We start from the raw sequence: 26264 nt of genomic DNA on the forward strand, positions 1-26264 counted from the left end.
CTCGGTTGTCGACTGCACGTATACGCCGCACATGATCGGAAGGTCTGCATTGAGTACCCCCAAGGTTCACGATCTCATCATCGTCGGCTCGGGACCGGCCGGTTACACCGCCGGCGTCTACGCCGCACGGGCGGAGCTGGAGCCGATCCTGTTCGAGGGAACACAGTTCGGCGGTGCGCTGATGACCACCACCGAGGTCGAGAATTTCCCCGGGTTCCGCGAGGGCATCATGGGCCCCGATCTGATGGAACAGATGCGCGAACAAGCGGCGCGATTCGGTGCCGACATCCGGACCGAGGACGTCGAGGAGCTCGATCTGACGGGCCCGATCAAGACGGTGTCCGCCGGCGGCGAGACCTACCGGGCTCGGGCGATCATCCTCGCCATGGGCGCAGCAGCTCGCTATCTGTCCATCCCGGGTGAGGAGAAGTTGCTCGGACGCGGCGTCAGCGCCTGCGCCACCTGTGACGGCTTCTTCTTCCGTGATCAGGACATCGCCGTCATCGGTGGTGGCGACTCGGCCATGGAGGAAGCGACCTTCCTCACTCGCTTCGCACGCAGCGTCACGATCGTGCACCGCCGCAGCGAGTTCCGCGCGTCGCGCATCATGCTCGAGCGCGCCAAGAACAACGACAAGATTCGTTTCCTCACCGACACCAAGGTGCTCGAGGTCCTCGGTGACACCAGCGTCACCGGGCTTTCGCTCGAGCACGCCGAAACCGGCGAGAAGACCACTCTGGACGTGACCGGAATGTTCGTCGCGATCGGCCACGATCCGCGCAACGAGCTGGTCAAGGGCCAGGTCGAGCTCGACGACGCCGGCTACGTCAAGGTCGCGTCGCCCACGTCGGCCACGTCCGTCGAGGGCGTCTTCGCTGCCGGAGACCTCGTCGACCACGTGTACCAGCAGGCCATCACCGCTGCGGGTACGGGCTGCACCGCGTCGATCGACGCCGAGCGGTGGTTGGCCGAGCAGGGCGACATCACCAGCAACACGCTCGAACACGCCGACCAGCCGGTCGACGCCGTCAACGCCTGACAGGCACCGAACTTCCACATCGAGGAGATAGAAAATGTCCGACGACAAAAGCACTGTCACCATCACCGACGCGTCGTTCGCCGACGACGTCCTGACCAGTGAGAAGCCCGTCCTGGTCGACTTCTGGGCCACCTGGTGCGGCCCGTGCAAGATGGTCGCCCCGGTTCTCGAGGAGATCGCGGCCGAGCACAAGGACAAGCTCACCATCGCCAAGCTCGACATCGACGCCAACCCGCAGGCCGCTCGCGACTTCAAGGTCATGTCGATTCCGACGATGATCCTGTTCAAGGGTGGAAAGCCGGTCAAGCAAATTGTCGGCGCAAAGGGCAAGGCCGCCCTGCTCAAGGACCTCGAAGGCGTTATCTGACTCACCTGCACACAGTGTGGATTGCAGCGGAAGCCAGTCTTTCTGCGACAATCATCTGATGTGCCGATGCTTCGGCATCGGCACATCAGCCGCAAGGTGTGAGTGCCGTCGGAACAATCGAGAGGCTTTGTCGAGGATGCAGGAACTCAGTCACGGCGATTCCGGACCCGCCGTCGCCGAGGTCCGCGGCACTCTGTCGGCTCTCGGCTTTCTCCACGAAGCGGTAGTTCCCCCCGGTCCCATGGACGACGGCCACTGGACGGCTCCCGGTTCCGTCTTCGACGGTGCCCTCGGAGGTGCCGTCCGCGCGTTCCAACAGCACCGCGGTCTGTTGGTCGACGGCGTCGTGGGCCCGGCCACATATCGCGCACTCAAAGAAGCGTCGTACCGCCTCGGCGCTCGAACCCTCATCTACCAGCTGTCCGCTCCGCTGTACGGCGACGACGTCGCCTCGTTGCAGACGAGACTCCAGGACCTCGGTTTCTACAGCGAGCGCGTCGACGGCTTCTTCGGTCCCCGCACGCACGAGGGACTGTCCTCGTTCCAGCGCGAGATCGGTCTCTCCCCGGACGGCATCTGTGGACCGGCGACTCTGCGCTCTCTCGACCTTCTCGGAACTCGCGTCACCGGTGGATCCCCGCACGCCATGAGCGAGGAAGAACTCGTTCGCAAATCCGGACCGCAGTTGACCGGCAAGCGCATCGTCATCGATCCAGATCTCGGCGGAGCAGACACAGGACGCATCGTCGAGGGAACGTTCGGCCGCGTCTCCGAGTCCGAGATCCTGTGGGATATGGCGAGCCGGCTCGAGGGCCGCATGGCCGCGACCGGAATGGAAACCTTCCTCTCCCGTGCGCGCGGGACCAATCCTTCGGTCGCCGACCGCGCCGAGACGGCCAACGCTTGGGGTGCCGACCTGATGATCTCGTTGCGCTGCGCATCGAGCACCAGCCCCGTGGCCAACGGCGTCGCGAGCTTCCACTTCGGTAACTCGCACGGATCCACCTCGATGATCGGTCAAGTACTGACCAGCTACGTGCAGCGTGAAATCGTCGCCCGCACACCGCTTCTCGACTGCCGCAGCCATGGCCGCACGTGGGATCTGTTGCGCCTGACCAACATGCCGACCATCCAGATCGACCTCGGCTACCTCACCAACGAATCCGACGTCGAAGTTCTCAGCGACCCGCGGTTCCGCGACATCATCGCCGAAGCTATTTTGATCGCCGTGAAGCGCCTGTACCTACTCGGTCAGGACGATCAGCCGACCGGAACGTTCACCTTCGCCGAGTTGCTCGCCGAGGAACTCGCTGCTTCCGATCGCCCCTGAACTACCGCGCGCGAGCGCGTCGGTGGGTGAGGTGTCACCGCGCCCCTACCGTCGACTTCTGCTCGATATCGACGACGGAGATGCTGGCCGCGATCAGTAGCTGCTCGAGTGCAGACTCGACATCCTGCTTCCACCCGTGATCGCGATCGAGCTCGAGCCTCAGTCTCGGGAATCTGTGGTGGGGAGCAATCACTTCGAACCCGACCTTCTCGAGGAAGTCCGCTTCGATCATGCACGTCGACGCCGAACACGTCAGCTGTGCCGTGGCGTTCGGAACCGCCGGCGCAGCATCGTCGGCGTTGCGCCGAATACCGAACGCCTCCAGAGCGCGAACTCCACGATTGACGAGATCGCCCACGACCGCCTGAATCAGCGTGGCCGAATGCAGGTCTGCGTCGTCCGGCGAATCGATCCGGAGTTGGGTCAATAGAACTGCATCGTGACTGACCGGCGACGTCGGGAACGTCGTCGCCCGCGGAACTGCGCGGGGTGGACAGTAGAGGGCGCATCCGATCGTCCTGCCGTCGACGGACAGCAACTGCCCGCAGGATCCCCATTCGAGCATGATGGTCGACAGCCATACTTCGTTCTCGAACTCGAGGTCGACCGAGGAACTCTCCGACGCGGGGTCGAGGACCCAGAAGCTGCATCGCCGCGAATGCGTCGGCAAGTGCTCGAACGAACCGAGCGTCACTCCGGTCACCATCGCCGACACCGCTTACCTCAGCCTTCGTGCTCTCGTTCACCGCGAGAATTCTCGATCGGAGCCGATCTGCCCCTCGAACAGGATAGGCGATTCGTTCGTCTGACCCGTCGGGTGGAGCCGATCATTCAAATATGTTGTATCACAGTACTTTTCGAGTAGATTTCGAGATTTCAGGACCTCCTCCGACCGAGCTACGTCACAGTGACGTTTCGACCGCGTATGACTGGTCCTGAAAAATCGCCGCTACTTTTTCTTCTGTGCTTCCATCATCTCGACGATCCTCTGAAGGTCATCGACCGATCCGAATTCGACCACGATCTTGCCTTTCCGCTTGCCGAGGCTGACCGTTACCCGCGTATCGAACGAATCCGAGAGGCGATCGGCGACGTCCTGGAGGCCCGGCATCTGAATGGGCTTGCGCCGGGGCGCCGGTTCCGGGCTCTTCCCGTCCTCTCGATTGGCGAGGGTGACGGCTTCTTCGGTCGCGCGGACGGAGAGACCTTCGGCAACGATTCGCGCCGCCAATGACTCCTGCGCATCCGACCCAGCGTCCAGAGACAACAGAGCGCGGGCGTGGCCGGCCGACAGAACCCCGGCCGCCACTCGTCGCTGCACGGGAATCGGCAGCTTCAACAGACGAATCATGTTTGTCACGACCGGACGTGACCGACCGATTTTCGCGGCCAGTTCCTCGTGCGTGACGTCGAATTCCTCGAGCAGCTGTTGATACGCCGCTGCTTCTTCGAGCGGATTGAGCTGGACGCGGTGGATGTTCTCGAGCAATGCATCGCGCAACATCGCGTCGTCCGCGGTCTCCCGAACAATCGCCGGGATCGACTCGAGGCCGGCTGCCTGGCTTGCACGCCACCGACGCTCGCCCATGACGAGCTGATATTTTGCATCTCCGGCCCCAGCGGAACCCGACACGAGACGGACCACGATGGGCTGCATGAGCCCGAATTCGCGGATCGAGTGGACCAGTTCGGCCAACGAGTCGTCGTCGAAGACGTGCCTCGGCTGCTTGGGATTGGCTTCGATTCGATCCGGTGCGATCTCTCGGTAGACGGCACCGACGGGGGAGAGGTCGTCTCCGTTCAGCACCGGCGGGGTCGGTGTGGGTGCTGTCGCGGTCTCCGTGAGTTCGTCCGCCGGTGCGGAGCGTTTCGGCTTGGTGGACGTATCCGGGCGGTCCTTGGCGTTGCGATCCGCGCCGATGATCACGTCTGCCGCCGCGTTACCGAGACGTGGTCCGGCATCGGGTCCGGTGGGAATGAGTGAGGCCAGGCCGCGGCCCAGACCACCCTTACGTGTGGAACTCATCTGTTCACTTCTTCCGTGCTTCGTCGATGCCGGCCGATCGGGCAGCGAGCTCTCGTCCGGCGTCCAGGTAACTCATTGCTCCGCGTGAACCGGGGTCGTAATCCAGCACCGTCATGCCGTACCCGGGAGCCTCGGACACCTTCACGCTGCGAGGGATCACGGCCCGTAGGACGGCGTCGCCGAAGTGCTTGCGTACCTCTTCCGCGACCTGGTCTGCCAACTTCGTGCGCCCGTCGTACATCGTCAGGATCACGGTGGAGACGTGCAGTTCTGGATTCAGATGCGACTGCACCAGCTCGATATTGCGGAGGAGCTGACCCACACCTTCGAGCGCGTAGTACTCGCACTGAATGGGGATCAGTACCTCGGTCGCTGCGACGAGTGCGTTGACCGTCAACAGACCGAGCGACGGGGGGCAGTCGATGAGGATGAAGTCGGCGTCGATGCCGGAGAGTTCCTCCACCGACAGCGCCGTCTTGAGGCGACCTTCGCGGGCCACCATCGACACCAACTCGATCTCGGCGCCGGCGAGGTCGATGGTCGCCGGAATGCAGAACAACCTGTCGCTGTGCGGACTCTTCTGCACTGCGTCCTTGGCGCTCACTTCACCGATGAGGACCTCGTAGCTCGACGGCACACCCGAGTGATGCTCGACGCCCAACGCCGTGCTGGCGTTGCCCTGAGGGTCCAGATCGACCACCAGAACCGTCAGTCCTTGGAGGGCCAGCGCGGCGGCCAGGTTCACGGCAGTCGTCGTCTTCCCGACGCCACCCTTCTGATTGGCGATCGTCAGCATGCGTCGCTTCGCCGGCTTCGGCAGCGACACCGATCCGGGATGCAGAACCTGGCTGGCTCGATGCGCCGCAGCGCCGATGGGGGTGTCGTTCGGAGAGATCGCGTTGGTGTACTCGAACCCGGAGCTGGCCGCCACCCCCGACTGTTTCCCCGAGTTGCTCGACGCGTTCTTCTTGGACGCTGTTTCACGTGAAACAGCGGGATCGGACCCACCCGACATATGTGCTCCTTAGTGCGGAACTGACTGTGTTCAATACGATCGATCGGGTCGAGCGCGGGACGTGTGAGCCCACGATCGAAATCAGTGACGACTCAGTCTCCGCGGCTCACGCACCGCTCTGACGACGATGGTGGGAGTGGGCAACAGACCCACTCCGCACTCCACTACCTCCAGCTTGCCAGCACCCATCCGGGTGAGGGAAGTCCGGTCGCGTTCGATCTCTTCGCCGGCGCTCGATCCCTTCAGAGCCAGCATCCGCCCGTGCTCGTGGACCAGAGGGAGCGACCACTTTGCGAGTTTCTCCAATGGCGCAACCGCCCTCGACGTGACCACATCGGCACCGCCGGCTTCCTTCTTGACGCCGGGCTGTTCCGCGCGACCGCGCACGACCAAGATGTTCAGATCGTGTTCCTCGATGAACTCTGCGAGATAGACGGTTCGGCGGAGGAGGGGCTCGACGAGGGTCACCCGCAAATCGGGCCGCGCGATTGCCAACGGGATACCGGGCAAGCCAGCACCGCTGCCGATATCGACGACGGTCTCGCCCTCGTCGATGAGCTCACCGATCGCCGCGCAGTTGAGGATGTGCCGCTCCCAGAGCCGTGGAACTTCACGCGGTCCGATGAGTCCTCGTTCGACGCCGGCCGTAGCCAACGAGTCGTGGTACCTCCGTGCCAACTCGAGCCGATCACCGAAGATCTGCTCCGCCACGGCCGTCAACTGATTGCTATCCGAGCCTTCTTGTTCCACGTGAAACATCTTCCCGTGCCCGGGCATGGAACGCCAAACGACATCGCTGTAACTCGATCGAATCGACGTCGAACCGCCGAGATCCGGTACCAACGCGACCGACAGTGGGCGGTGGCGTAGCGATCCACGACGAGTGGAGCCGTCCCTATTCTCGGCGTGGGCGGACCATCCGGATCGATCTCCCGTTTGTTCGGGCCCGAAGATCTCCCGACCCCGCACGGTTCGACAGACCACCACTCCCGCGGCTCCGCCAGTTGGTCCGTTCGCGACTGGGGGTGTCTCATGCCCCGCTGTTTCACGTGAAGCTGCTTTGCCATTGCCTCACTATCTTCAGTGCCGCGTGACGAATCGGTGACGTATTCAGCGTCGACTCTCAGAGATCTCGACATTTGGCATCGGTGTCGGGAGATTGGTTCGTACATGCTCGGACGACAGGTAACCGAACCTCACAAATCAGGTACTCGGTCCAACGCGCGTGGTACCGACCGACCCTGTACCCCAACCGGCTGACGCCATTCGCAATCGAACACAGTCATGCCTCCGTCTGGCTGGCGCGGCACGACTGATCGGCTCGTGGATGTTTCACGTGAAACTAAGTACGTGTAGAAGTCCTACGTTTCTGAAAGGTGTGGATCGACAATCGTCAGCCGGTGGAGATTGAACGAATCTCTAGCAACCACGAGGACAGTTCCGGGCACCTAGATGCCATGACCCACCTAGTCGGGGGAGAGTCCGAGACGCGCCTCCATTCTCGGTCGCGTCCCGATCGAACGGGAAGTCGTTGCGGTGCGCCCGAACTTCATACGCCGCCCGGGTTCACAGGGGTCTCGATTCCCGACAGGGCTCGCCGGCCCCACACATGCGGGCGCTGACAGTGTCGCCTTCCAGACATACATCGTCATGCCGGTCCCAATCTCCGAATCGGGACAAACGAGTTTCTCGATCAGCAACCGTCGTCGGGACGTCAGGTCGCACACCACGGGTGCCAGGACGAGAACGAACACATCCCGCCACGTACACCGACGCGCCCCAAGGCTCGATCACCGCGGATACACCCACCATCGAGATGACACCGATCGGGCGTCGTCGATTCTTCGTAGACCGGTAATACCGACCCACGCAACTTCCATCGATTGTGGGATGAAGAGTCACGGACTCGTCGACTGCGTGAACCGTCGAGCGCCGCTCGGTAGCGTCGCCCAATCCGACAAGACCCACTGGACCCAGATTCGATCCTTCCCTGAAGTCGGATCACGTTCGACTCGATCGCACGTGCTCGTGATGGTTTGAGGCATCCATGATCGCCCGCAATGTTTCACGTGAAACTGCACCGACTCCAGACCGTGTCGATCCGGCACTCAGATCTCGGAACCTAGTGAGGGCTCTGGAGATCGTTCTACCCCGACCCTACGGATAGAACGACAGTCCTCGAATCCAGAACTCGGACGGGCGTATCGGCAACAGTTCGTTCACCTCGCATCCCGCCTGTTTCACGTGAAACAAACGCGACCGACGCGAGCAACAGGCAAGAAAGACACCATCGACTTTGCCGTCACAGTGACGAAAGCGCAGTGCATGACTGATCTCGAGAATCCGGCGAGAAAATCGATCGCAACCCGCGCCGACACCAGTCGTCGTCGAGCAAATTACATCGATGACATTCGACCGATGGATCTACTACGTCCGGATACGACGATGGCCCCCACCGAAGTGAGGGCCATCGACTGGGGACGCTCTGTTACGCCTTGACGACAACTACTCGTCGAGCCGGCTCGACGCCGGTACTTTCGCTCGCGACGCCGTCGATCTTGGCGACCGCGTCGTGCACGATCTTTCGCTCGAACGGAGTCATCGGGGTCAGCTCTTCGCGCTCACCGGATTCGAGTACACGACGCGCAGCTTCGGCACCGAGGTTGCCGAGTTCGGTGCGCCGGTTGGCACGCCAGCCGGCGACGTCGAGCATCAGCTTGCTGCGCTCGCCCGTCGACTGCTGGACCGCGAGCCGAGTCAGCTCCTGCAGTGCATCGAGAACCTCACCCTTGCGCCCGACGAGCTTGGCGAGATCGTCGCCGCCGTCGATGCTGACGATGGCGCGGTCACCCTCCACGTCCAGATCGATGTCGCCGTCGAAGTCCAGGACGTCGAGGAGTTGCTCGAGGTAATCGCCGGCGATCTCGCCTTCCTCGACGAGGTAGTCCTCGTCGTCCTCGTCGTCGTCATCCGACTCGTCGTCGGTCTTGTCCTCGACGACGCCCGAGTCCTCGGACTTCTCGACCACGGGAGTCTCGTCTGCCTCCACGTCGACTGCACTCACCTGATCGGCCTCGACCACCACGTCACTTGCTCCATCCCCGGATACCGCACCGGCTGTCTGCACTTCGTCGTTCTGAGCTTCTTCTACGTCCGCTGCCATGTTCGTCCTTCTCTCGACGCGTCGGTCAGCGCCGCTTGCGCTTGGTCGACTTGTTCCGGTTCGCCTGCGGTCTCGGTTTGGCCGGCGATGCGGCACCGGTCGTCGAACCGGCGATACTCTCACCGGTCTCGGCCGTCGTCGAATCACTCGTCGGCGTCATCTTCGAGAGCTTCGGGCGAGCGCCGGGCTTCGGCTTGGTGGTCGACACAGGCTTCACACCGGGCTTCGGCGCATTCTCGGAACGCTTCTCCACTGCGGCAGCGGCCTTGGCAGCTTCTTCCTTGTCGATCTTTCCGAACACCAGGTGCTGCTGCGCGTAGGTCCAGGTGTTGTTGCTGACCCAGTACAGCAGGATGGCGATGGGAAGCAGGGCACCGAACACCAGCACGCCGAGCGGGAACACGTACAGGGCGAGCTTGTTCATGATGGCGGACTGCGGGTTCGCTGCCGCAGCGGCGCTCTGACGGGCCACGGACGCACGCGAGTTCATGTGCGTCATGATCGCCGCGATGATCATCAGAGGAACGGACACCGCGACAATGACCCATGTGGACGGAATGGTCGCGCCCGGTCCCACGGCGAATGCGTTGAGCTGGTCCTGCGGCATCGTGATCCACGCCGAAATCGGCGCACCGAACAGACGAGCGTCCAAGAAGGACTGCACGTCCGACACATTGAACGCGTAGTTGGACAGCTCGCGGTTCTCCTCGGGAGTCAATCCGAGCTGACCGAAGCCGGTACCGGTGCGGTTGAACGAGCGCAGCACGTGGAACAGGCCGATGAACACCGGTGCCTGCGCCAGCACCGGCAGGCAGCCCATCAGCGGATTGAAGCCGTGCTCCTTCTGGAGCTTCTGCATTTCGACGGCCATCTTCTGCTTGTCTTTGCCGTACTTCTTCTGCAGAGCCTTGATCTGCGGCTGTAGCTCCTGCATCTGTCGAGTGGTGCGGACCTGCTTGACGAAGGGCTTGTACAGAATCAGGCGGAGGGTGAAGACCAGGAAGACGACGGACAGTGCCCAGGCGAACCCATTGCTGGGATCCTGGAACACAAAGCCGAACACCTTGTGCCACACCCAGAGAATCCAGGCAACCGGGTAGTAAATGAAGTCGAGCACGGCTCTATGTACTCCTCTGTTCTTCCACTCGCGCGAGATCGTGGTGTTCTTCGGTTTCGGTCAGCTCGGTGACGGTCGCGCGCCACCTACCGGGTTCGGGCACCGGGTCCCAGCCTCCAGAGTGCCAGGGAGCACATTTGAGGAGGCGGACGACTGCCAACAACGAGCCCTTCGTCATCCCGTGCACCTGGAGCGCCTCGATGGCGTACTCACTACAGGTGGGGGAGAAGCGACAGGTGGGAGGCCTCATCGGGGACACGTACGTCCGGTACAACCCGATGAAGTAGACGAGTGTTCGAGCAGGAATGGAACGAAGGTTGCCCATGAATGTCATGACGGCGGACCCTTCGGAGCTTCGAGAAGACCGAGCTTCTTCAATCCTGAACGCAGTTGAATCAATAGATCTGTCGAGGACGCTCTCGCGGCTCCGGGCAGTGCGCGGATCACCACGTCGGTGGTCTCGGGGAGTTCACCGATGACGTCGGTACAGATATGCCGAAGCCGGCGCGCAACTCGATGACGAGTTACGGCCGGCCCGACTGCCTTGCTGACGATCAATCCGAATCGTGGACCACGAACAGTAGATGCGATGTCCTGTTCGTCACGCACGACGGCGTGAACCACAAGATCCGATCTACCCATTCGGCGTCCTCGACGCACCGCTACGGAGAAATCACGTGCTCGGTGTAGTCGATTCGGCTCAGGAAGCATCCCGAGCTCCAAGCTTCGGACGAACAGATATCAGGCTGTGAGTTCTTTACGGCCCTTGCCGCGACGTGCGGAAACGATTGCACGACCCGCACGGGTACGCATACGAAGACGGAAGCCATGAACGCGCGCGCGGCGGCGATTGTTCGGCTGGAACGTCCGCTTGCCCTTGGCCACGGTCAACACTCCTCGAGATTGAAAAGACGCCGTTCGTCGGCGCCTGCTGGAAAGGTACTCAGCGAGTCCGGATGGACTTGCTTGCCTCCCGAGCGAGAAATCCGAGTGAAGACAGACTGTAAGCAGCCAGCAAGCATCGGCCACCTCGCTATTGGGTGACTGTTCGAGAGTACTGATCGAGTCACCGCCGGTCAAACTCGCTCTCGAGCGAACAGTGCCGTCGTTCATACACAGGCAGCGTCCGTTTCCGGCCGCGGACGGTGTGATGTACGTCGAAATCGCCACCGGACGGCCGCTCGCTCCGACGCACGTCCTCCGATTGCACTACAGACAGTTGGCATCGGTGCAGGTCAGACTGGCGTAATTGCCATAGCACGAGCCGGAACGCGTTCTGGGGTCACATCGGTGTCGTTTATCCACACCTGTGGATAATTGTGTGGAAACACAGTTCAGGTGGCATATTCGTACCTTGCGGGGTCCATCCACGGACCCTGGTCTCGGCCGCAGCGACGCACGAACGACGACGCTATCCGACGACGTTGCCGCGCGGGTACGAAACGGCGCGCGGATTCCTGCGTCGAACACCGCCCGAGACCAATGCTCGACGACGGAGGGCCCAACGTGAACGACGATCCGGATGCGCTCGCGCGCATCTGGCCCGAGGTGGTCGCGGAGCTCACATCCGACCGACACAGTGGGTCTCCGCTGACCAAAGGCCAGAAGGCCTGGCTCGCTCTGGTCAAACCGCTGACCTTGACGCAGGGGTTCGCGCTGCTCGCAGTGCCGTCGACTTTCGCGCAGGAAGCGATCGAACGAGATCTTCGCGAACCCATCCTCGGCGCCCTCGGCCGTCATCTGGGACAGGGTGTCGAGGGACTCGGCGTGCGTATCTCCGCTCCCGAGGACGAGAAGATCGACTCCGAGCGATCGACGTATCCCGATGCCGCCAGCTCTCCGACGTACCGGCGCCGCGTCCTGACCAGCAGAGACGACGAGCCGTCGGATTCCGAGACGGCCGACTACGAAGAGGTCGACGACGAACGCGAGGCTCTCGCCAGCGTCCAGAACTCGTGGCCGACGTACTTCACGAAACCTCCCGACTCGACGCCTCCGTCCTCGGGTGCCAACAGCCTCAACTCGAAGTACACCTTCGACACCTTCGTCATCGGCGCCTCCAATCGGTTCGCCCACGCAGCTGCGGTGGCGATCGCCGAAGCACCTGCTCGCGCGTACAACCCGCTGTTCGTGTGGGGGGCGTCGGGTCTGGGCAAGACTCACCTCCTGCACGCGGCCGGGCACTACGCGCAGCGCCTGTTCCCGGGCATGCGCGTCAAGTACGTCTCCACCGAGGAATTCACCAACGACTTCATCAACAGTCTCCGTGACGACCGCAAAGTGGCGTTCAAGCGCCGCTACCGGGAGACCGACGTGCTGCTGGTCGACGACATCCAGTTCATCGAGGGCAAGGAAGGCATCCAGGAGGAGTTCTTTCACACCTTCAACACCTTGCACAACGCGAACAAACAGATCGTCGTGTCCTCCGACCGCCCACCCAAGCAGTTGGCCACCCTCGAGGAACGGCTTCGTACTCGCTTCGAGTGGGGCCTGATCACCGATGTGCAGCCACCCGAGCTCGAGACGCGGATCGCCATTCTGAGCAAGAAGGCTCGGATGGACCGGCTCGATGTGCCACACGACGTGCTCGAGCTCATCGCCAGCCGAATCGAACGCAACATTCGTGAGCTCGAAGGTGCCCTCATTCGAGTGACGGCGTTCGCATCGCTCAACGGACAAGCACTCGACCTCACTCTCGCCGAGGTGGTTCTCCGCGATCTGATCCCCGACTCGTCGAGTCTCGAGATCAATGCGGCGACGATCATGGCTGTGACAGCCGAGTACTTCAACACCTCCATCGAGGACCTGTGCGGGCCGGGCAAGGCCCGAGCACTGGCCATGGCCAGGCAGATCGCGATGTATCTCTGTCGCGAGCTCACCGATCTGTCGTTGCCCAAGATCGGGCAGACGTTCGGTCGGGATCACACGACGGTGATGTACGCGGACAAGAAGATTCGCAAGGAGATGACCGAGCGTCGCAAGGTGTACGACCAGGTTCAGGAGCTCACTGCGCGGATCAAGCAGCGCTCCAAGCGGTAGCCACCGAAGACGGACGGACTCCGAGAAGACGGCACCGAATCCCATCGAGGGTTCGGTGCCGTTGCTGTTTCCGGTCGTTCGTCGGACCGATTCTCGACGCGTATTCGGTGAGTTTTCGAGCCGTCGACCATTGATTCACACCTGTGGATAACCATGTGGACAACATCGAAGTTCTGGGGATGGAATGTGGGCGCCTGTGCACCGATGTGATTCGTGCACAGGCAGCCGCGCGTCAATCACGTATTGGTCCCGAGTTCATCCCCACGACACCACGCTCGGCCACCAGCGGATCGAACGGTCCGTGCACAGATTCCACAGGACCTATTAATACTTCTGTTTTCTCCTTGAAAGAACTTCTTTGAAAACAGGTGTTGGGGAACGATCCGTTCACAGGCCCTCCGAGAACCCCCGAATCCCACCTTCGACGCGAGCCTCGCGCTTTCGTCTTCGCTTCGGAGGGCATACGGTGTGCTTGCGCTGGATGTGCCACACTCGTCGTTGCAGCGGTTCGAGCCGCAACCTTCGTGGTTGCACCGCTCCGGCCGTAACGCCGAACACCACCGAACGAGAGGAAATGCCGAGCGATGGAGCTTGGAAGTTTGAAGTTTCGCGTTGCTCGTGAAGATTTTTCCGATTCCGTCGCGTGGGTAGCCCGCAGCCTGCCGTCTCGGCCGCCCGTTCCCGTTCTCGGTGGAGTTCTTCTCGCTGCCGACGAGCAGGGTCTGACGGTTTCCGGATTCGACTACGAGGTCTCCGCTCAGGTCAAGGTGTCGGCGGAGGTTGCCACTGCAGGCCGAGTTCTGGTGTCGGGCAAGCTACTTGCCGATATCACGAAGTCGTTGCCGAACAAGCCGGTCGACGTCACGGTCGACGGGACCCGCGTTCTGGTCAACTGCGGAAGTGCCAAGTTCTCGCTGCCCACGATGCCGGTGGAGGACTACCCGCAGCTCCCCGAGTTGCCCAGCAACACCGGCTCGCTGGCCGGTGATGTCTTCTCCGAGGCAATCGCCCAGGTCGCCATCGCTGCGGGCAAGGACGACACGCTTCCGATGCTCACCGGTATCCGCGTGGAGATCGACGGCACCAACGTCGTTCTCGCGGCCACCGACCGTTTCCGGTTGGCGGTTCGTGAGGTGGAGTGGGCTCCCGCCGGTGCCGACACCACCACCGCGGTGCTCATCCCGGCCAAGACTTTGTCCGAATCGGCAAAGACTCTGGGCGGCAACTCCGGCTCACCGGTGGAACTGGCCCTCGGTTCCGGCTCGTCCATCGGTAGCGACGGTTTGCTGGGCATCGTCAGTGACGGGCGCCGCACCACGACCAGGTTGCTCGACGCAGAGTTCCCGAAGTTCCGTCAGTTGCTGCCCGCCGAACACACTGCGGTGGCGACCCTCGACATCGCCTCGCTGGTCGAGGCCATCAAGCGTGTCGCTCTCGTTGCCGAGCGTGGTGCGCAGGTGCGCCTGGAATTCAACTCCGACGGCGTGTTGCTGTCCGCAGGTGGCGACGACGCCGGCCGCGCCGAGGAAGCTCTGCCTGCCGACTTCCAGGGCGAGGCACTGACCATCGCCTTCAATCCGGGATACCTCATCGACGGGTTGTCCTCGCTGCACAGCGAGAAGGTCACCTTCGGATTCACGACGCCGAGCCGGCCTGCAGTGCTGCGGCCGACCTCCGACGAGGAACTCGTGCCCGACGACGCAGGCAAGTTCGCGGCACCGAAGTCCGAATACACGTATCTGCTGATGCCCGTCAGGCTGCCGGGCTGATCCTGCCTGGTTACTGTTGAATCCGCGGGAATCTCCGCACCTGACACAGACAAGGACGCGTCATCATGCAGCTCGGCTTGGTCGGTCTCGGAAAAATGGGTTTCAACATGCGCGAGAGATTGCGCGAGCACGGTCACGAGGTGATCGGCTACGACCCCCGACCCGAGGTGACCGATACCCCGTCACTGGCCGGGCTGGCGCAATCGTTGACGGCGCCCCGGGTGGTGTGGGTGATGGTCCCGTCCGGTCAGATCACCCGCGACACCGTCAACGGCCTTGCGGATGTGCTCGAACCAGGCGATCTGGTGATCGACGGCGGCAATTCACGCTTCACCGATGACAAGCCCAACGCAGAGTTGTTGGACGCCAAGGGAATCGGTTACATCGACGCCGGAGTATCCGGCGGCGTCTGGGGCCTGAAGAACGGCTACGGCTTGATGGTCGGCGGCCAGGACGAGCATGTCGCCAGAGCGATGCCGATCTTCGACGCGTTGCGTCCCGAGGGCGAGCGCGCGGACGGTTTCGTGCATGCCGGCCCGGTCGGTGCCGGTCACTACTCGAAAATGGTGCACAACGGTATCGAATACGGGTTGATGCAGGCCTATGCCGAGGGGTACGAGATCCTCGAAGCCGAAGAGCTCGTGCAGGATGTGCAAGGCGTGCTGCGGGCCTGGAGCAAGGGCACGGTCGTGCGGTCGTGGCTGCTCGACCTGCTGGTCGAAGCTCTCGGTCAGGATCCGGAGTTCAGTGAGATCTCCGGGTACACGGAGGACTCCGGTGAGGGTCGCTGGACCGTCGAGGAAGCCATCCGTCATGCCGTCCCAGCGCCAGTGATCTCCGCGGCATTGTTCGCCAGATTTGCTTCGCGGCAAGAGGATTCGCCCGCCATGAAGGCTGTCTCTGCCTTGCGGAACCAGTTCGGCGGGCATGCGGTCAAGAAGGCCGACGCCGACGAGACCCTGCGCGCCCCGGCGCCGAAGAACACCGAGTAAGTGTTCGTCCGGTCTCTGCAGCTACACGACTTCCGATCCTGGGACGACCTCACCGTCGACCTCGGACCGGGCTCGACCGTGTTCGTGGGGCCCAACGGACACGGCAAAACCAATCTGCTCGAGTCGCTCAACTATCTGTCGACGTTGTCCTCTCATCGTGTGTCCTCGGACGCACCCCTGATCCGGGCAGGCGCCGCCAAAGCGTTCGTGGGCAGCGCTGTGGTCAATCACGGTCGCGAATTGATCATCGACGTCGAGCTGCTCGAAGGCCGGGCCAACAAGGCTCGGATGAACAGGTCGCCGCTGCGTCGCCCACGCGAGATCCTGGGCGTGTTGCAGAGTGTGCTGTTCGCTCCCGAGGATCTCTCGCTCGTCCGCGGTGATCCCGGTGAGCGCCGACGCTATCTCGACGAGCTGCTCACCACTCGAATTCCTCGAATGGCCACTGTCCGTGCCGATTACGACAAGGTACTGCGGCAACGGTCGGCTCTGCTCAAGACCGCGAGTGGATCGTTGCGCCGCGGTTCGTCGTCGGGTGATGGCGCCAGTGCACTTGCCACCCTCGACGTCTGGGACGGGCACCTCGCGGCGCACGGTGCTCGATTGCTCGCTGCCAGAATATCTTTGGTGCACGAGCTGATGCCTTTCGTACAACAGGCCTACAGTTCGATCGCGCCGGAATCGCGGTTGGCCGCAGTCGCCTATCGCTGCAGTCTGGCCGATGCGCTCCCACCGGAATTCTCCGATGCCGATCGTGCACCGGAACCCGATGACATCGAGGTGCTGGAAGCTGCGTTCCTGCATCAGCTTTCGGTGATGAGACAGCGCGAGATCGAACGCGGGGTGTGTCTGGTGGGACCGCACCGCGACGACGTGGAATTGATGCTCGGTGATCAACCGACGAAAGGCTTTGCGAGTCATGGTGAGTCGTGGTCGTACGCACTGTCGTTGCGGCTCGGGTCGTTCGCGTTGCTGCGGGAAGACGGTACCGACCCGGTTCTGATGCTCGACGACGTGTTCGCCGAGCTCGACCGCAAGAGGCGCGCGGCGTTGGCGACCGTGGCCGCCGGCGCAGAGCAGGTGCTCATCACCGCGGCGGTACCGGAGGACGTACCTCCCGAACTCGATGCTCGGCGGTACGGGGTCGAAGCGACGCAGAGTTCGGATTCCGGTGCAGCAGGACGTATCTCGCGCATCTCGGATCTGTCGGCCGATACCGGTACCGCAGTTTCGGAAGGTGAGGTTCGATGACCGACGACGAGGAAACGCCCCCGGGCAACGGTGAGGTACCGGAACTGAAAGGTGTCGATCTGGCGCGTCGAGCACTGGAGGACGCCCGGGCCGCAGCCAAGGCCAGTGGCAAATCGGTGGGGCAGGGACGGTCGTCGCCCACCGGCGGGATCCGAGCGCTGCGGGGGCGTCGTCGACGCGGTTGGTCGGGAGCCGGGCCGGACGACCGTGATCCGCAGGCGTTCGGGGCTTTGGCGAACTCGATCGCGTCCAAGCGTGGGTGGTCGGCCAAGGTGTCCGAGGGTGCTGTGTTGGGCCGGTGGCCCAGCGTGGTCGGCGAGGACATCTCGGCTCATGCGGAGCCCACCGGTCTCAAGGAGGGCGTGTTGAGTATTTCGGCGGAGTCCACGGCGTGGGCGACGCAGTTGAGGCTGATGCAGTCTCAGATTCTGGCCAAGATCGCCGCCGCCGTCGGTCACGGTGTGGTGACGTCTCTGCGCATCACCGGTCCGACGACGCAGAGCTGGAGAAAAGGTGAGCGTCACGTGCGCGGGCGGGGCCCGCGCGACACGTACGGATAGTGAGACGTCCCAACGTATGCTTTTCGAAGTGCCTGGTCCAGGTGATCCTCAACAGATGTTGGGGCCAGTGTTGCTGTGACATGGTCGATGTGCGTAGCGTGATTCGCGACACTCAGCGGTCGGGGGATCGATGAAGATGTTCTACGCGGCCATCGGACGAGGAGAAGTTGTGTCTGCACCAACGAAGAAGGCATCGACAGCGGCCGTCGATGTCGACGGGACCCCCGAAGACCGAGTCGTTCTCCATGCCCGGAATGTCGAGTTCGACTGGAAGTCCCTGCCGTTGCACTACATGGACGGCAATCCGCTCGCGACGCACCTGATCAACGTGATGCACCTGCTCCTGCCCGAGGGCGAGGAATGGTTCGTGCGCACCTTCAAGGAAGCGTTGCCGCTGATCCACGACGATCAGCTGCGCGACGACGTCATCGGGTTCATCGGCCAGGAAGCCATGCACGCCCAGGCACACACCGATGTCCACGATCAGCTTCGGGCACACGGCATCGATGTCGACCCGTACGTCGATCAGATGAAGTTCCTGTTCGGCCGCGCGCTCGGCAACAGGTCCGGTCACGGTCAGAACAGTCTGGTCGAACGTCTCGCCCTCATCGCTGCCGCAGAACACCTGACCGCTTTCCTGGGCGATTGGGTGCTCAATGCCTCGGAGTTGGACGAGGCCGACGTCGACCCGATCATGCTGGATCTGCTGCGGTGGCACGGAGCCGAGGAGGTCGAGCATCGATCGGTGGCCTACGAGGTGATGCGGTACTTCGACGTCCGCCCGGCCCGCCGTATTCGTACCTACGTCGTCATCGCGCCCACGTTGGTGTGGTTCTGGACCCGCGGTGTTCGTTTTCTGATGAGCCAGGATCCGACGCTGGCGCACCTGCCACCCAAGCAGCGCACACCGTCGTTCCGAGAATTTCGTCGAGTTGCCCATGCCGGCCTGTTCCCGACCCCGATGTCGATGGTGAAGGCGTCGTTGCGTTACTTCAAGCGCACCTACCACCCTTCCCAGGAAGGTTCGACGGCGCAGGCAGTGCAGTATCTGGCCACCTCACCGGCAGCCCGGTCCGCCGATCGATGACCAAACGCACGTTGCGGAGCAAGCTCGGCGCAATGGCACAGATGGTGGACTCGTTCCGGGCGGGACGCACCATTCCGAAGAATCTGTACGGCCGCGACGAGCCCGATCAGACCGTGTCACTGGTGACCGATGCGCTCGACAAATGGTTCGCTCTGCTCGACGGTGACGACTACGACGCGTCGTTCGCTGCGCCGCCCGTGGCTCGCACCCGGTTGCTGACGTTGGTCGCGCGCGAGGTGCTGTGCGTCGACGAGCAAGTGGTCCAACTGACCTTCTCGGCCGCCGACGGTGAGGTGCTGCCCGCGTGGGCACCGGGAATGCATCTGGACTTCTATCTCCCGTCCGGACGCCGTCGGCAGTACTCGTTGTGTGGGCAGCCGAATGCCGACTCGTACTCCATCGCGGTGCGCTTGGTTCCCGACGGCGGGGGTGGGTCGCGTGAGATGCACGATCTGCAGGTCGGTACCGAGGTCGCAATTCGCGGGCCGCGCAACGGTTTTCCTTTCGTGCAGTCCGAGCACGCCGTGTTCGTGGCCGGCGGAATCGGTATCACAGCCATCATCTCGATGGTGCGTCGTGCTCGTGAGACGGGGATGGATTGGCATCTCGTCTACTGCGGCCGCTCACGTGAATCGATGCCGTTCCTCGACGAGATCGCCGGCTGGGACGCCGACCGCGTGACGGTGCGGACCGACGATGTGGACGGCATGCCGTCGAGCATGGATCTGCTCGGTGCCGCGGCGCCCGGGGGTTCGGTCTACGTGTGCGGACCTCCGCCGATGATCGATCTGGTTCGGGCGTCGTTCGACTCGTTGCCGGCAACGCATCTGCACTTCGAGCGTTTCTCACCGCCGCCGGTGAAGAACGGTGCGGAGTTCGAGGTGCAGCTCGTCGATTCCGGACAGATCATCGCAGTGGCTCCGGACGAGACTGCGTTGCATGCCATTCGGCGTCTGAGGCCCGATGTGGCGTACTCCTGCCAGCAGGGGTTCTGCGGGACGTGTCGCGTTCGAGTACTCAGCGGAACACCGCAGCATCGGGAGAACCGGCTCACCGCCGAGGAGCAGGAACACGAGATGTTGATCTGCGTGTCCCGTTCCGAGGGCGAACGGATCGTGCTCGATCTCTAGCCGAGCCGCCGCATTTACCCTTCATCTTTGTCGCCCGGCACCCTGAAAATGCGCCTGTGGAGCAATCAGAGGCCTTTTAGGGGTGTCATCGTGCCCATGCTGTCGCAGGCAACCAGTACTATGGACCGGTACGACATCAAGCCCGGAACAACGCATGGACCCGGGCGCGGCCGGAATCGACTGCGCTCGCCCCTGCGGTAGCACCCTGTCGGGGTGTGAGCGGGGTAGTGGACGCGTAGAAGGAGAACCAGCTAACCGTGGCTGCCCAGAAGTCAGGTAACAACGAGAACAGCAAGGATTACGGCGCTTCGTCCATCACGGTCCTCGAGGGCCTGGAGGCGGTTCGTAAAAGGCCCGGTATGTACATCGGTTCCACCGGTGAACGAGGCCTGCATCACCTGATCTGGGAGGTCGTCGACAACTCCGTCGACGAGGCCATGGCCGGCTACGCCTCCACCGTCGGCGTCACCATTCACGTGGACGGCAGTGTCGAGGTCACCGACGACGGTCGAGGAATTCCCGTCGCCATGCACTCGTCCGGCGTCCCCACCGTCGAGGTCGTCATGACCCAGCTGCATGCCGGCGGCAAGTTCGACTCCGATTCGTACGCGGTGTCCGGCGGACTGCACGGTGTCGGTATCTCGGTGGTCAATGCCCTCTCGACCAAGGTCGAACTGCAGATCGCGCGCGACGGTCACCGCTACACCCAGACCTACGACTACGCCAAGCCCGGACCGCTCGAAACCGTCGGGAACACCGACGAGACCGGCACCACCGTCCGCTTCTGGGCCGACGGCAAGATCTTCGAGACTCTCGACTACAGCTTCGAGACCGTGCACCGCCGCCTGCAGGAGATGGCGTTCCTGAACAAGGGGCTGACCATCAACTTCACCGACGAGCGAGTGGCCGCGACCGACGCCACCGAGGAGGAATTGGGCGAGACCGCCGAGGCTCCCAAGACCGCCGAGGAAGAGCAGGCCGATGCGGCCAACGCGAAGCCGGCCAAGGTCCGCAAGCGGACGTACCACTACCCCGACGGCTTGGTCGACTTCGTCAAGCACATCAACCGCACCAAGACCGCGATCCACAACTCGGTCGTGGGCTTCACCGGCAAGGGTGAAGGCCACGAGGTCGAGATCGCGATGCAGTGGAACGCCGGTTACTCCGAGTCGGTGCACACCTTCGCCAACACCATCAACACGCACGAGGGCGGTACCCACGAAGAGGGCTTCCGCACCGCGTTGACCTCGACGGTGAACAAGTACGCCCTCGAGAAGAAGCTGGTCAAGGAAAAAGACATCAAGCTGACCGGCGACGACATTCGTGAGGGCCTCGCCGCGGTCATTTCGGTCCGAGTCGGTGAGCCGCAGTTCGAGGGTCAGACCAAGACCAAGCTCGGCAACACCGAGATCCGATCGTTCGTCCTCAAGGCCTGCAACGAGCACCTCTCGCACTGGTTCGAGTCGAACCCGGCCGACGCCAAGACGATCATCAACAAGGCAGTCTCCTCCGCGCAGGCCCGCATGGCTGCGCGTAAGGCGCGAGAGATGGTGCGCCGCAAGAGCGCAACCGATATCGGTGGTCTCCCCGGCAAGCTCGCCGACTGCCGATCCAACGACCCGAGCAAGTCCGAGATCTACATCGTGGAGGGCGACTCCGCAGGCGGCTCGGCCAAATCCGGACGCGACTCGATGTTCCAGGCGATCCTGCCGCTGCGCGGAAAGATCATCAACGTCGAGAAGGCACGCATCGACCGCGTCCTCAAGAACAACGAGGTTCAGGCGATCATCACCGCCTTCGGAACCGGCATCCACGACGAATTCGACATCACCAAGCTGCGTTATCACAAGATCGTGCTGATGGCCGACGCCGACGTCGACGGTCAGCACATCTCGACGCTTCTGATGACTCTGCTGTTCCGGTTCATGCGTCCCTTGATCGAGAACGGTCACGTCTACCTCGCCATGCCGCCGCTGTACAAGCTCAAGTGGAGCCGCGGTGAACCGGACTTCGCCTACTCCGATCGTGAACGCGACGGACTGCTCGAGGCCGGCATCGCCAACAAGCGCAAGATCAACGTCGAGGACGGTGTCCAGCGCTACAAGGGCCTCGGCGAGATGAACGCCAAGGAGCTGTGGGAAACCACGATGGACCCGGCTGTGCGAGTGCTGCGCCTGGTCACCCTCGACGACGCGGCCGCGGCCGACGAACTGTTCAGCGTCCTGATGGGCGAGGACGTCTCCGCACGCCGAAGCTTCATTGCCCGCAACGCGAAAGATGTTCGCTTTCTTGACGTTTAGTCACTTCCCTTCACGCACCGATGAGGTTTCTCGGTGCGTGGAGGTGACCGTTTCTCGAGGAGATTTGCATGTCTGACATCACCGAACCGCCGGTAGGACCCCCGCCGGGTTCGACCACCAACGCCGAGGGTGGAGACCGGATCGATCCGGTCGACATCCAGCAGGAAATGCAGCGTAGTTACATCGATTACGCCATGAGCGTCATCGTCGGTCGTGCCCTGCCCGAGGTGCGTGACGGACTCAAGCCGGTGCACCGTCGCGTCCTGTACGCGATGTACGACTCGGGCTTCCGCCCCGACCGCAGCTACGTCAAATCCGCACGCCCCGTTGCCGAAACGATGGGTAACTACCATCCCCACGGCGACACCTCGATCTACGACGCACTGGTGCGTCTGGCTCAGCCGTGGTCGATGCGGTACCCACTCGTCGACGGCCAGGGCAACTTCGGTTCGCGTGGCAACGACGGTGCCGCAGCCATGCGATACACCGAAGCCCGGTTGACCCCGCTGGCGATGGAGATGCTGCGCGACATCGACGAGGAAACCGTCGACTTCATCCCCAACTACGACGGCAAAACCCAAGAGCCGACGGTACTTCCGTCGCGCGTGCCGAACCTGTTGATGAACGGCTCCAACGGCATTGCCGTCGGTATGGCCACCAACATCCCGCCGCACAATCTTCGCGAACTGGGCGATGCGGTGTTCTGGGCCCTGGACAACTTCGAGGCCGACGAGGAAGCAACCCTCGCCGCGTGCATGGAACGCGTCAAGGGCCCAGACTTCCCCACCCACGGACTCATCGTCGGCGGCCAGGGTATCCAGGACGCGTACTCGACCGGTCGCGGCTCCATCCGGATGCGCGGCGTCGTCGAGATCGAAGAGGACTCCAACGGTCGCACCACGATCGTCATCACCGAGCTGCCGTACCAGGTCAACCCGGACAACCTGATCACCTCGATCGCCGAGCAGGTACGCGACGGCAAGATGTCCGGTATCTCCAAGATCGACGACGAGTCGTCCGACCGAGTCGGTATGCGCATCGTCGTCACGATCAAGCGCGACGCGGTCGCGAAGGTCGTGCTCAACAACCTCTACAAGCACTCGCAGCTGCAGACGAGCTTCGGCGCGAACATGCTCTCCATCGTCGACGGCGTACCGCGCACCCTTCGCCTCGATCAGATGATTCGCTTCTACGTCACCCACCAACTCGACGTGATCGTTCGGCGTACTCGGTACCGGCTGCGCAGAGCGGAGGAGCGGGCTCACATTCTGCGTGGCCTGGTCAAGGCTCTCGACGCACTCGACGAGGTCATCGCGCTCATCCGTGCGTCGCAGACGGTGGATCTCGCCAAGCAGGGCTTGATCGACCTGCTCGACATCGACGAGATTCAGGCCCAGGCGATCCTCGACATGCAGCTGCGGCGCCTCGCAGCTCTCGAGCGTCAGAAGATCATCGACGAGTTGGCAGAACTCGAACGCACCATCGCAGACCTGCAGGACATTCTGGCCAAGCCGGAGCGACAGCGACAGATCGTGCGGGACGAGCTCGCCGAGATCGTCGAGAAGTTCGGCGATGACCGTCGCACGCGCATCATCGCCGCCGACGGGGACGTCAACGACGAGGATCTGATCGCGCGGGAGAACGTGGTCGTCACGATCACCGAGACCGGATACGCCAAGCGCACCAGAACCGACCTCTACCGCTCGCAGAAGCGCGGCGGCAAGGGAGTGATGGGAGCGGGCCTCAAGCAGGACGACATCGTCAGCAAGTTCTTCGTCTGCTCGACGCACGACTGGATCCTGTTCTTCACCACCAAAGGTCGCGTCTACCGGGCCAAGGCCTACGAGCTGCCCGAGGCGAACCGAACCGCTCGCGGTCAGCACGTTGCGAACTTGCTCGCCTTCCAGCCGGACGAACGCATCGCCCAGGTCATCCAGATCAAGACCTACGAGGATGCCCCCTATCTGGTGCTCGCCACCAAGGGTGGTCTCGTCAAGAAGTCGCGTCTGACGGATTTCGATTCCAACCGCAGCGGCGGCATCGTCGCGGTCAACCTGCGCGGCGACGACGAGTTGGTCGGCGCGGTTCTCGCATCCTCGGACGACGATCTGCTGCTGGTCTCGGCGCAGGGTCAGTCCATCCGGTTCTCGGCCACCGACGAGGTACTGCGCCCGATGGGTCGCGCCACCTCGGGTGTGCAGGGCATGAGATTCAACGGCGAGGACGCGTTGCTCTCGCTCAACGTAGTCAGCGAGAACAAGTTCTTGCTGGTCGCAACGTCGGGTGGCTATTCCAAGCGCACCGCGATGGAGGATTACCCGCAGCAGGGCCGCGGCGGAAAGGGAGTGCTGACAATCCAGTACGACCCGAAGCGTGGCACGCTGGTGGGAGCTCTCATCGTCGACGACGAGGACGAGCTGTACGCCATCACCTCCAGTGGTGGTGTGATCCGGACCGCTGCCAAGCAGGTTCGAAAGGCCGGCCGACAGACCAAGGGCGTGCGGTTGATGAATCTCGGTGAAGGCGACACCCTGCTCGCGATCGCGCGCAACGCCGACGAGATCGAACCGGATTCTCTGGGCACCGAAGACGATGCAGCGAAGGAGTCGTAAGTGAGCACTCCCAACCGGCCTGGTAGCAGGCCCGGCCCCAGCGGTGGACCGGACAGCCGGGAAGCCGAGCAGCCCGCGCGTCCCGCGCCGCCCGAGGGAGCTCGTCCGGGCAGCCGCCCGCAGCCGGCCAATCGTCCCGCGCCCGCCGCGGGCCGTGGCCCGGCACCGCAAGGTGGTGCTCGCCCTCCGATCCGACCGGCACCGGGAAATCCGAACGGTCCGGCACGCCCGGCTCAGGGACCCCCGCCCCCGCAGCGACCGCCTGCACCTCAGGGACCGCCGGGGGCTTCCCCGCAGCGTCCGCCTGCACCCCAGCAGGGACAGGCTCCTGCCGGTCAGTCCCAGCCGCCGCAGGCTCCCGGCCGTCAGCCAGGTCCGGGTCAGCAGGCTCCCGGACGGACCGTCGGTCCGCCGCCGAACGGCCAACCGCCGCAGCGGCAGGCACCGGCCGGTCAAGCTCCTCGGCAGGCAGCCCCGCAGCCCTCGGGACAGCAGCCCTCGCCCAACGAGACCGTCCGCACACCGCAGGTATCCGCCGACTCGGCTGCCACCGGTGACGGATCTCGTGCATCCGAGCCCGCTCGGGGTCAGGATCAGGCAGGTCCCGCAGCAACTCAGGCGATGCCGGCTCAACAGAACGACGATCCGCAGGCCGGCGCCGGAACGCCGCCCTGGCAGCGCGGAGCCGCCCAGCGGCCCGCATCGCAGGGGACGGACCGGCAGCAGCCGCAGAATCAGCCGCAGACCAACCTGTCCGGACGCGGAGCGGCACTGCCACCGAACGGTGAGTTCGATCGGACCGCTCGTACGGCCGCCGAGCCCACTCAGCGTGAGTCGACGGAGGACAAGACCGAACGGCGAGAAGCTGCCCGGTCGAAGGCTGCGGTCATCGACGGACCGACACGGCACATCGAACGCAAGGATCTGGCGAAGGACATGCCGGACCTGTCTGCCGTCCGGCACCCGGAGCCGTCCCAGTCCGAGCGCGCAGCACCGGCAGCCATCACGGCCGTGGCCAGTGCGGACGGCGACCCCCTGCGGGCGACCATTCAGATCCGCAAGATCGATCCCTGGTCGACGCTCAAGATCGCCCTCGTGATCGCTGTGTCACTGTTCTTCGTATGGATGGTGTCCGTCGGTTTGCTGTACGCCGTGCTCGACGGCATGGGCGTCTGGGAACGTCTCAACAGTGCGTTCACCGAGATCGTCAACGAATCCGGCGGCGGAGGACTCGTCAGCGCCGGGCAGGTGTTCGGCTACGCAGCGGTGATCGGTGTGATCAATGTCGTACTCTTCACCGCTCTCACCACCATCGGCGCCTTCATCTACAACCTGTCGTCGGACCTGGTCGGTGGCGTCGAAGTGACACTGGCAGACCGCGACTGACCTGCACCATCGAGAGCCGTATCGGGCCGTTTTGGAAGACAGCGGCCCGATACGGTAATCTCATCCCTCGGTTCGAGGAGA

General features: G+C 63.2%; 22 protein-coding genes. 13 read left to right on the top strand and 9 right to left on the bottom strand.

What is annotated here, in order from left to right; translation table 11 throughout:
• Positions 1-49: 49 nt before the first annotated feature.
• From trxB to CH291_RS09765, 3 genes are all read left to right on the top strand, one after another.
• The gene (trxB, locus tag CH291_RS09755) at positions 50-1039 is read left to right on the top strand and encodes a thioredoxin-disulfide reductase (RefSeq protein ID WP_094638551.1); all 990 of its coding nucleotides are present in this window, start codon (positions 50-52) and stop codon (positions 1037-1039) included.
• A gap of 34 nt (positions 1040-1073) precedes the next feature.
• Entirely contained in the window at positions 1074-1406 is a 333-nt protein-coding gene (gene trxA / locus CH291_RS09760) for a thioredoxin (protein WP_094687346.1), read from the top strand.
• A 136-nt stretch (positions 1407-1542) separates the two neighbouring features.
• Positions 1543-2736 (top strand): N-acetylmuramoyl-L-alanine amidase, encoded by a 1194-nt coding sequence (locus CH291_RS09765; RefSeq protein WP_068047669.1) that lies wholly within the window; start codon positions 1543-1545, stop codon positions 2734-2736.
• A gap of 34 nt (positions 2737-2770) precedes the next feature.
• On the opposite strand, the gene CH291_RS09770 is transcribed toward CH291_RS09765, so the two are convergent.
• The 9 genes from CH291_RS09770 to rpmH all read right to left on the bottom strand — a co-directional run bounded on the left by CH291_RS09770 (position 2771) and on the right by rpmH (position 10942).
• Positions 2771-3451, bottom strand: a complete 681-nt coding sequence (locus tag CH291_RS09770) for a hypothetical protein (protein ID WP_037195290.1) — start codon at positions 3449-3451, stop codon at positions 2771-2773.
• A 234-nt stretch (positions 3452-3685) separates the two neighbouring features.
• Positions 3686-4762 (bottom strand): ParB/RepB/Spo0J family partition protein, encoded by a 1077-nt coding sequence (locus CH291_RS09775; RefSeq protein ID WP_094638399.1) that lies wholly within the window; start codon positions 4760-4762, stop codon positions 3686-3688.
• 4 nt (positions 4763-4766) lie between these two features.
• On the bottom strand, positions 4767-5777 hold the full coding sequence (locus CH291_RS09780) for a ParA family protein (protein ID WP_094669609.1): 1011 nt from the start codon (positions 5775-5777) through the stop codon (positions 4767-4769).
• Between the two features lie 81 nt (positions 5778-5858).
• On the bottom strand, positions 5859-6536 hold the full coding sequence (gene rsmG / locus CH291_RS09785; protein WP_068047690.1) for a 16S rRNA (guanine(527)-N(7))-methyltransferase RsmG: 678 nt from the start codon (positions 6534-6536) through the stop codon (positions 5859-5861).
• 1729 nt (positions 6537-8265) lie between these two features.
• Positions 8266-8940: a Jag family protein gene (locus tag CH291_RS09790; protein WP_094669606.1), complete on the bottom strand. Its 675-nt coding sequence runs from the start codon at positions 8938-8940 to the stop codon at positions 8266-8268.
• Positions 8941-8965: 25 nt separating this feature from the next.
• Positions 8966-10057 carry a membrane protein insertase YidC gene (yidC, locus tag CH291_RS09795; protein WP_094638403.1) on the bottom strand — a complete coding sequence of 364 codons (1092 nt, stop codon included), beginning with the start codon at positions 10055-10057 and terminating at the stop codon, positions 8966-8968.
• A gap of 4 nt (positions 10058-10061) precedes the next feature.
• Positions 10062-10391, bottom strand: coding sequence for a membrane protein insertion efficiency factor YidD (yidD, locus tag CH291_RS09800; RefSeq protein WP_068047696.1), 330 nt, complete (start codon positions 10389-10391; stop codon positions 10062-10064).
• Positions 10388-10768: a ribonuclease P protein component gene (gene rnpA / locus CH291_RS09805; RefSeq protein ID WP_068047699.1), complete on the bottom strand. Its 381-nt coding sequence runs from the start codon at positions 10766-10768 to the stop codon at positions 10388-10390. The genes yidD and rnpA overlap by 4 nt, the downstream gene beginning before the upstream one ends.
• Positions 10769-10798: 30 nt before the next feature.
• Entirely contained in the window at positions 10799-10942 is a 144-nt protein-coding gene (gene rpmH, locus CH291_RS09810) for a 50S ribosomal protein L34 (RefSeq protein ID WP_026347786.1), read from the bottom strand.
• Positions 10943-11563: 621 nt separating this feature from the next.
• Between rpmH and dnaA the strand changes: the two genes are divergently transcribed.
• From dnaA to CH291_RS27155, 10 genes are all read left to right on the top strand, one after another.
• The gene (gene dnaA, locus CH291_RS09820) at positions 11564-13096 is read left to right on the top strand and encodes a chromosomal replication initiator protein DnaA (RefSeq protein ID WP_068047705.1); all 1533 of its coding nucleotides are present in this window, start codon (positions 11564-11566) and stop codon (positions 13094-13096) included.
• Positions 13097-13680: 584 nt separating this feature from the next.
• A complete protein-coding gene (gene dnaN / locus CH291_RS09825; protein ID WP_068047709.1) occupies positions 13681-14865 on the top strand; it encodes a DNA polymerase III subunit beta in 1185 nt (394 codons plus the stop codon).
• A 65-nt stretch (positions 14866-14930) separates the two neighbouring features.
• Positions 14931-15857 carry a phosphogluconate dehydrogenase (NAD(+)-dependent, decarboxylating) gene (gene gnd / locus CH291_RS09830; protein ID WP_068047712.1) on the top strand — a complete coding sequence of 309 codons (927 nt, stop codon included), beginning with the start codon at positions 14931-14933 and terminating at the stop codon, positions 15855-15857.
• Positions 15858-17108 (top strand): DNA replication/repair protein RecF, encoded by a 1251-nt coding sequence (gene recF / locus CH291_RS09835; protein WP_094687347.1) that lies wholly within the window; start codon positions 15858-15860, stop codon positions 17106-17108. It abuts the gene before it with no gap.
• Positions 17105-17668, top strand: a complete 564-nt coding sequence (locus tag CH291_RS09840) for a DUF721 family protein (protein ID WP_094687348.1) — start codon at positions 17105-17107, stop codon at positions 17666-17668. Before recF ends, CH291_RS09840 begins: the two co-directional genes overlap by 4 nt.
• Before the next feature lie 169 nt (positions 17669-17837).
• On the top strand, positions 17838-18755 hold the full coding sequence (locus CH291_RS09845) for a metal-dependent hydrolase (protein ID WP_068047722.1): 918 nt from the start codon (positions 17838-17840) through the stop codon (positions 18753-18755).
• Positions 18756-18787: 32 nt separating this feature from the next.
• Positions 18788-19885, top strand: coding sequence for a PDR/VanB family oxidoreductase (locus tag CH291_RS09850; RefSeq protein ID WP_094669209.1), 1098 nt, complete (start codon positions 18788-18790; stop codon positions 19883-19885).
• A 257-nt stretch (positions 19886-20142) separates the two neighbouring features.
• Positions 20143-22185, top strand: coding sequence for a DNA topoisomerase (ATP-hydrolyzing) subunit B (gyrB, locus tag CH291_RS09855; RefSeq protein WP_094638409.1), 2043 nt, complete (start codon positions 20143-20145; stop codon positions 22183-22185).
• Positions 22186-22253: 68 nt separating this feature from the next.
• Complete coding sequence (gyrA, locus tag CH291_RS09860) at positions 22254-24797, top strand: DNA gyrase subunit A (RefSeq protein ID WP_068047539.1); 2544 nt, start codon at positions 22254-22256, stop codon at positions 24795-24797.
• Positions 24798-26183, top strand: coding sequence for a DUF3566 domain-containing protein (locus tag CH291_RS27155; protein WP_256980791.1), 1386 nt, complete (start codon positions 24798-24800; stop codon positions 26181-26183).
• The last annotated feature ends 81 nt before the right edge of the window (positions 26184-26264 follow it).

It is taken from the genome of Rhodococcus sp. 14-1411-2a, assembly GCF_002259485.1.
Lineage (GTDB): Bacteria > Actinomycetota > Actinomycetes > Mycobacteriales > Mycobacteriaceae > Rhodococcoides.

Bases quoted from the DNA above. Each gene is read 5' to 3' on its own strand.
- CH291_RS09790 (WP_094669606.1), bottom strand. From the start codon at position 8,940: ATGGCAGCGGACGTAGAAGAAGCTCAGAACGACGAAGTGCAGACAGCC.
- gyrA (WP_068047539.1), top strand. From the start codon at position 22,254: ATGTCTGACATCACCGAACCGCCGGTAGGACCCCCGCCGGGTTCGACC.
- CH291_RS09775 (WP_094638399.1), bottom strand. From the start codon at position 4,762: ATGAGTTCCACACGTAAGGGTGGTCTGGGCCGCGGCCTGGCCTCACTC.
- gnd (WP_068047712.1), top strand. From the start codon at position 14,931: ATGCAGCTCGGCTTGGTCGGTCTCGGAAAAATGGGTTTCAACATGCGC.
- CH291_RS09840 (WP_094687348.1), top strand. From the start codon at position 17,105: ATGACCGACGACGAGGAAACGCCCCCGGGCAACGGTGAGGTACCGGAA.
- trxA (WP_094687346.1), top strand. From the start codon at position 1,074: ATGTCCGACGACAAAAGCACTGTCACCATCACCGACGCGTCGTTCGCC.
- yidD (WP_068047696.1), bottom strand. From the start codon at position 10,391: ATGACATTCATGGGCAACCTTCGTTCCATTCCTGCTCGAACACTCGTC.
- CH291_RS09850 (WP_094669209.1), top strand. From the start codon at position 18,788: ATGGCACAGATGGTGGACTCGTTCCGGGCGGGACGCACCATTCCGAAG.
- CH291_RS09765 (WP_068047669.1), top strand. From the start codon at position 1,543: ATGCAGGAACTCAGTCACGGCGATTCCGGACCCGCCGTCGCCGAGGTC.
- rnpA (WP_068047699.1), bottom strand. From the start codon at position 10,768: ATGCTTCCTGAGCCGAATCGACTACACCGAGCACGTGATTTCTCCGTA.
- CH291_RS09780 (WP_094669609.1), bottom strand. From the start codon at position 5,777: ATGTCGGGTGGGTCCGATCCCGCTGTTTCACGTGAAACAGCGTCCAAG.
- dnaN (WP_068047709.1), top strand. From the start codon at position 13,681: ATGGAGCTTGGAAGTTTGAAGTTTCGCGTTGCTCGTGAAGATTTTTCC.
- rsmG (WP_068047690.1), bottom strand. From the start codon at position 6,536: ATGTTTCACGTGGAACAAGAAGGCTCGGATAGCAATCAGTTGACGGCC.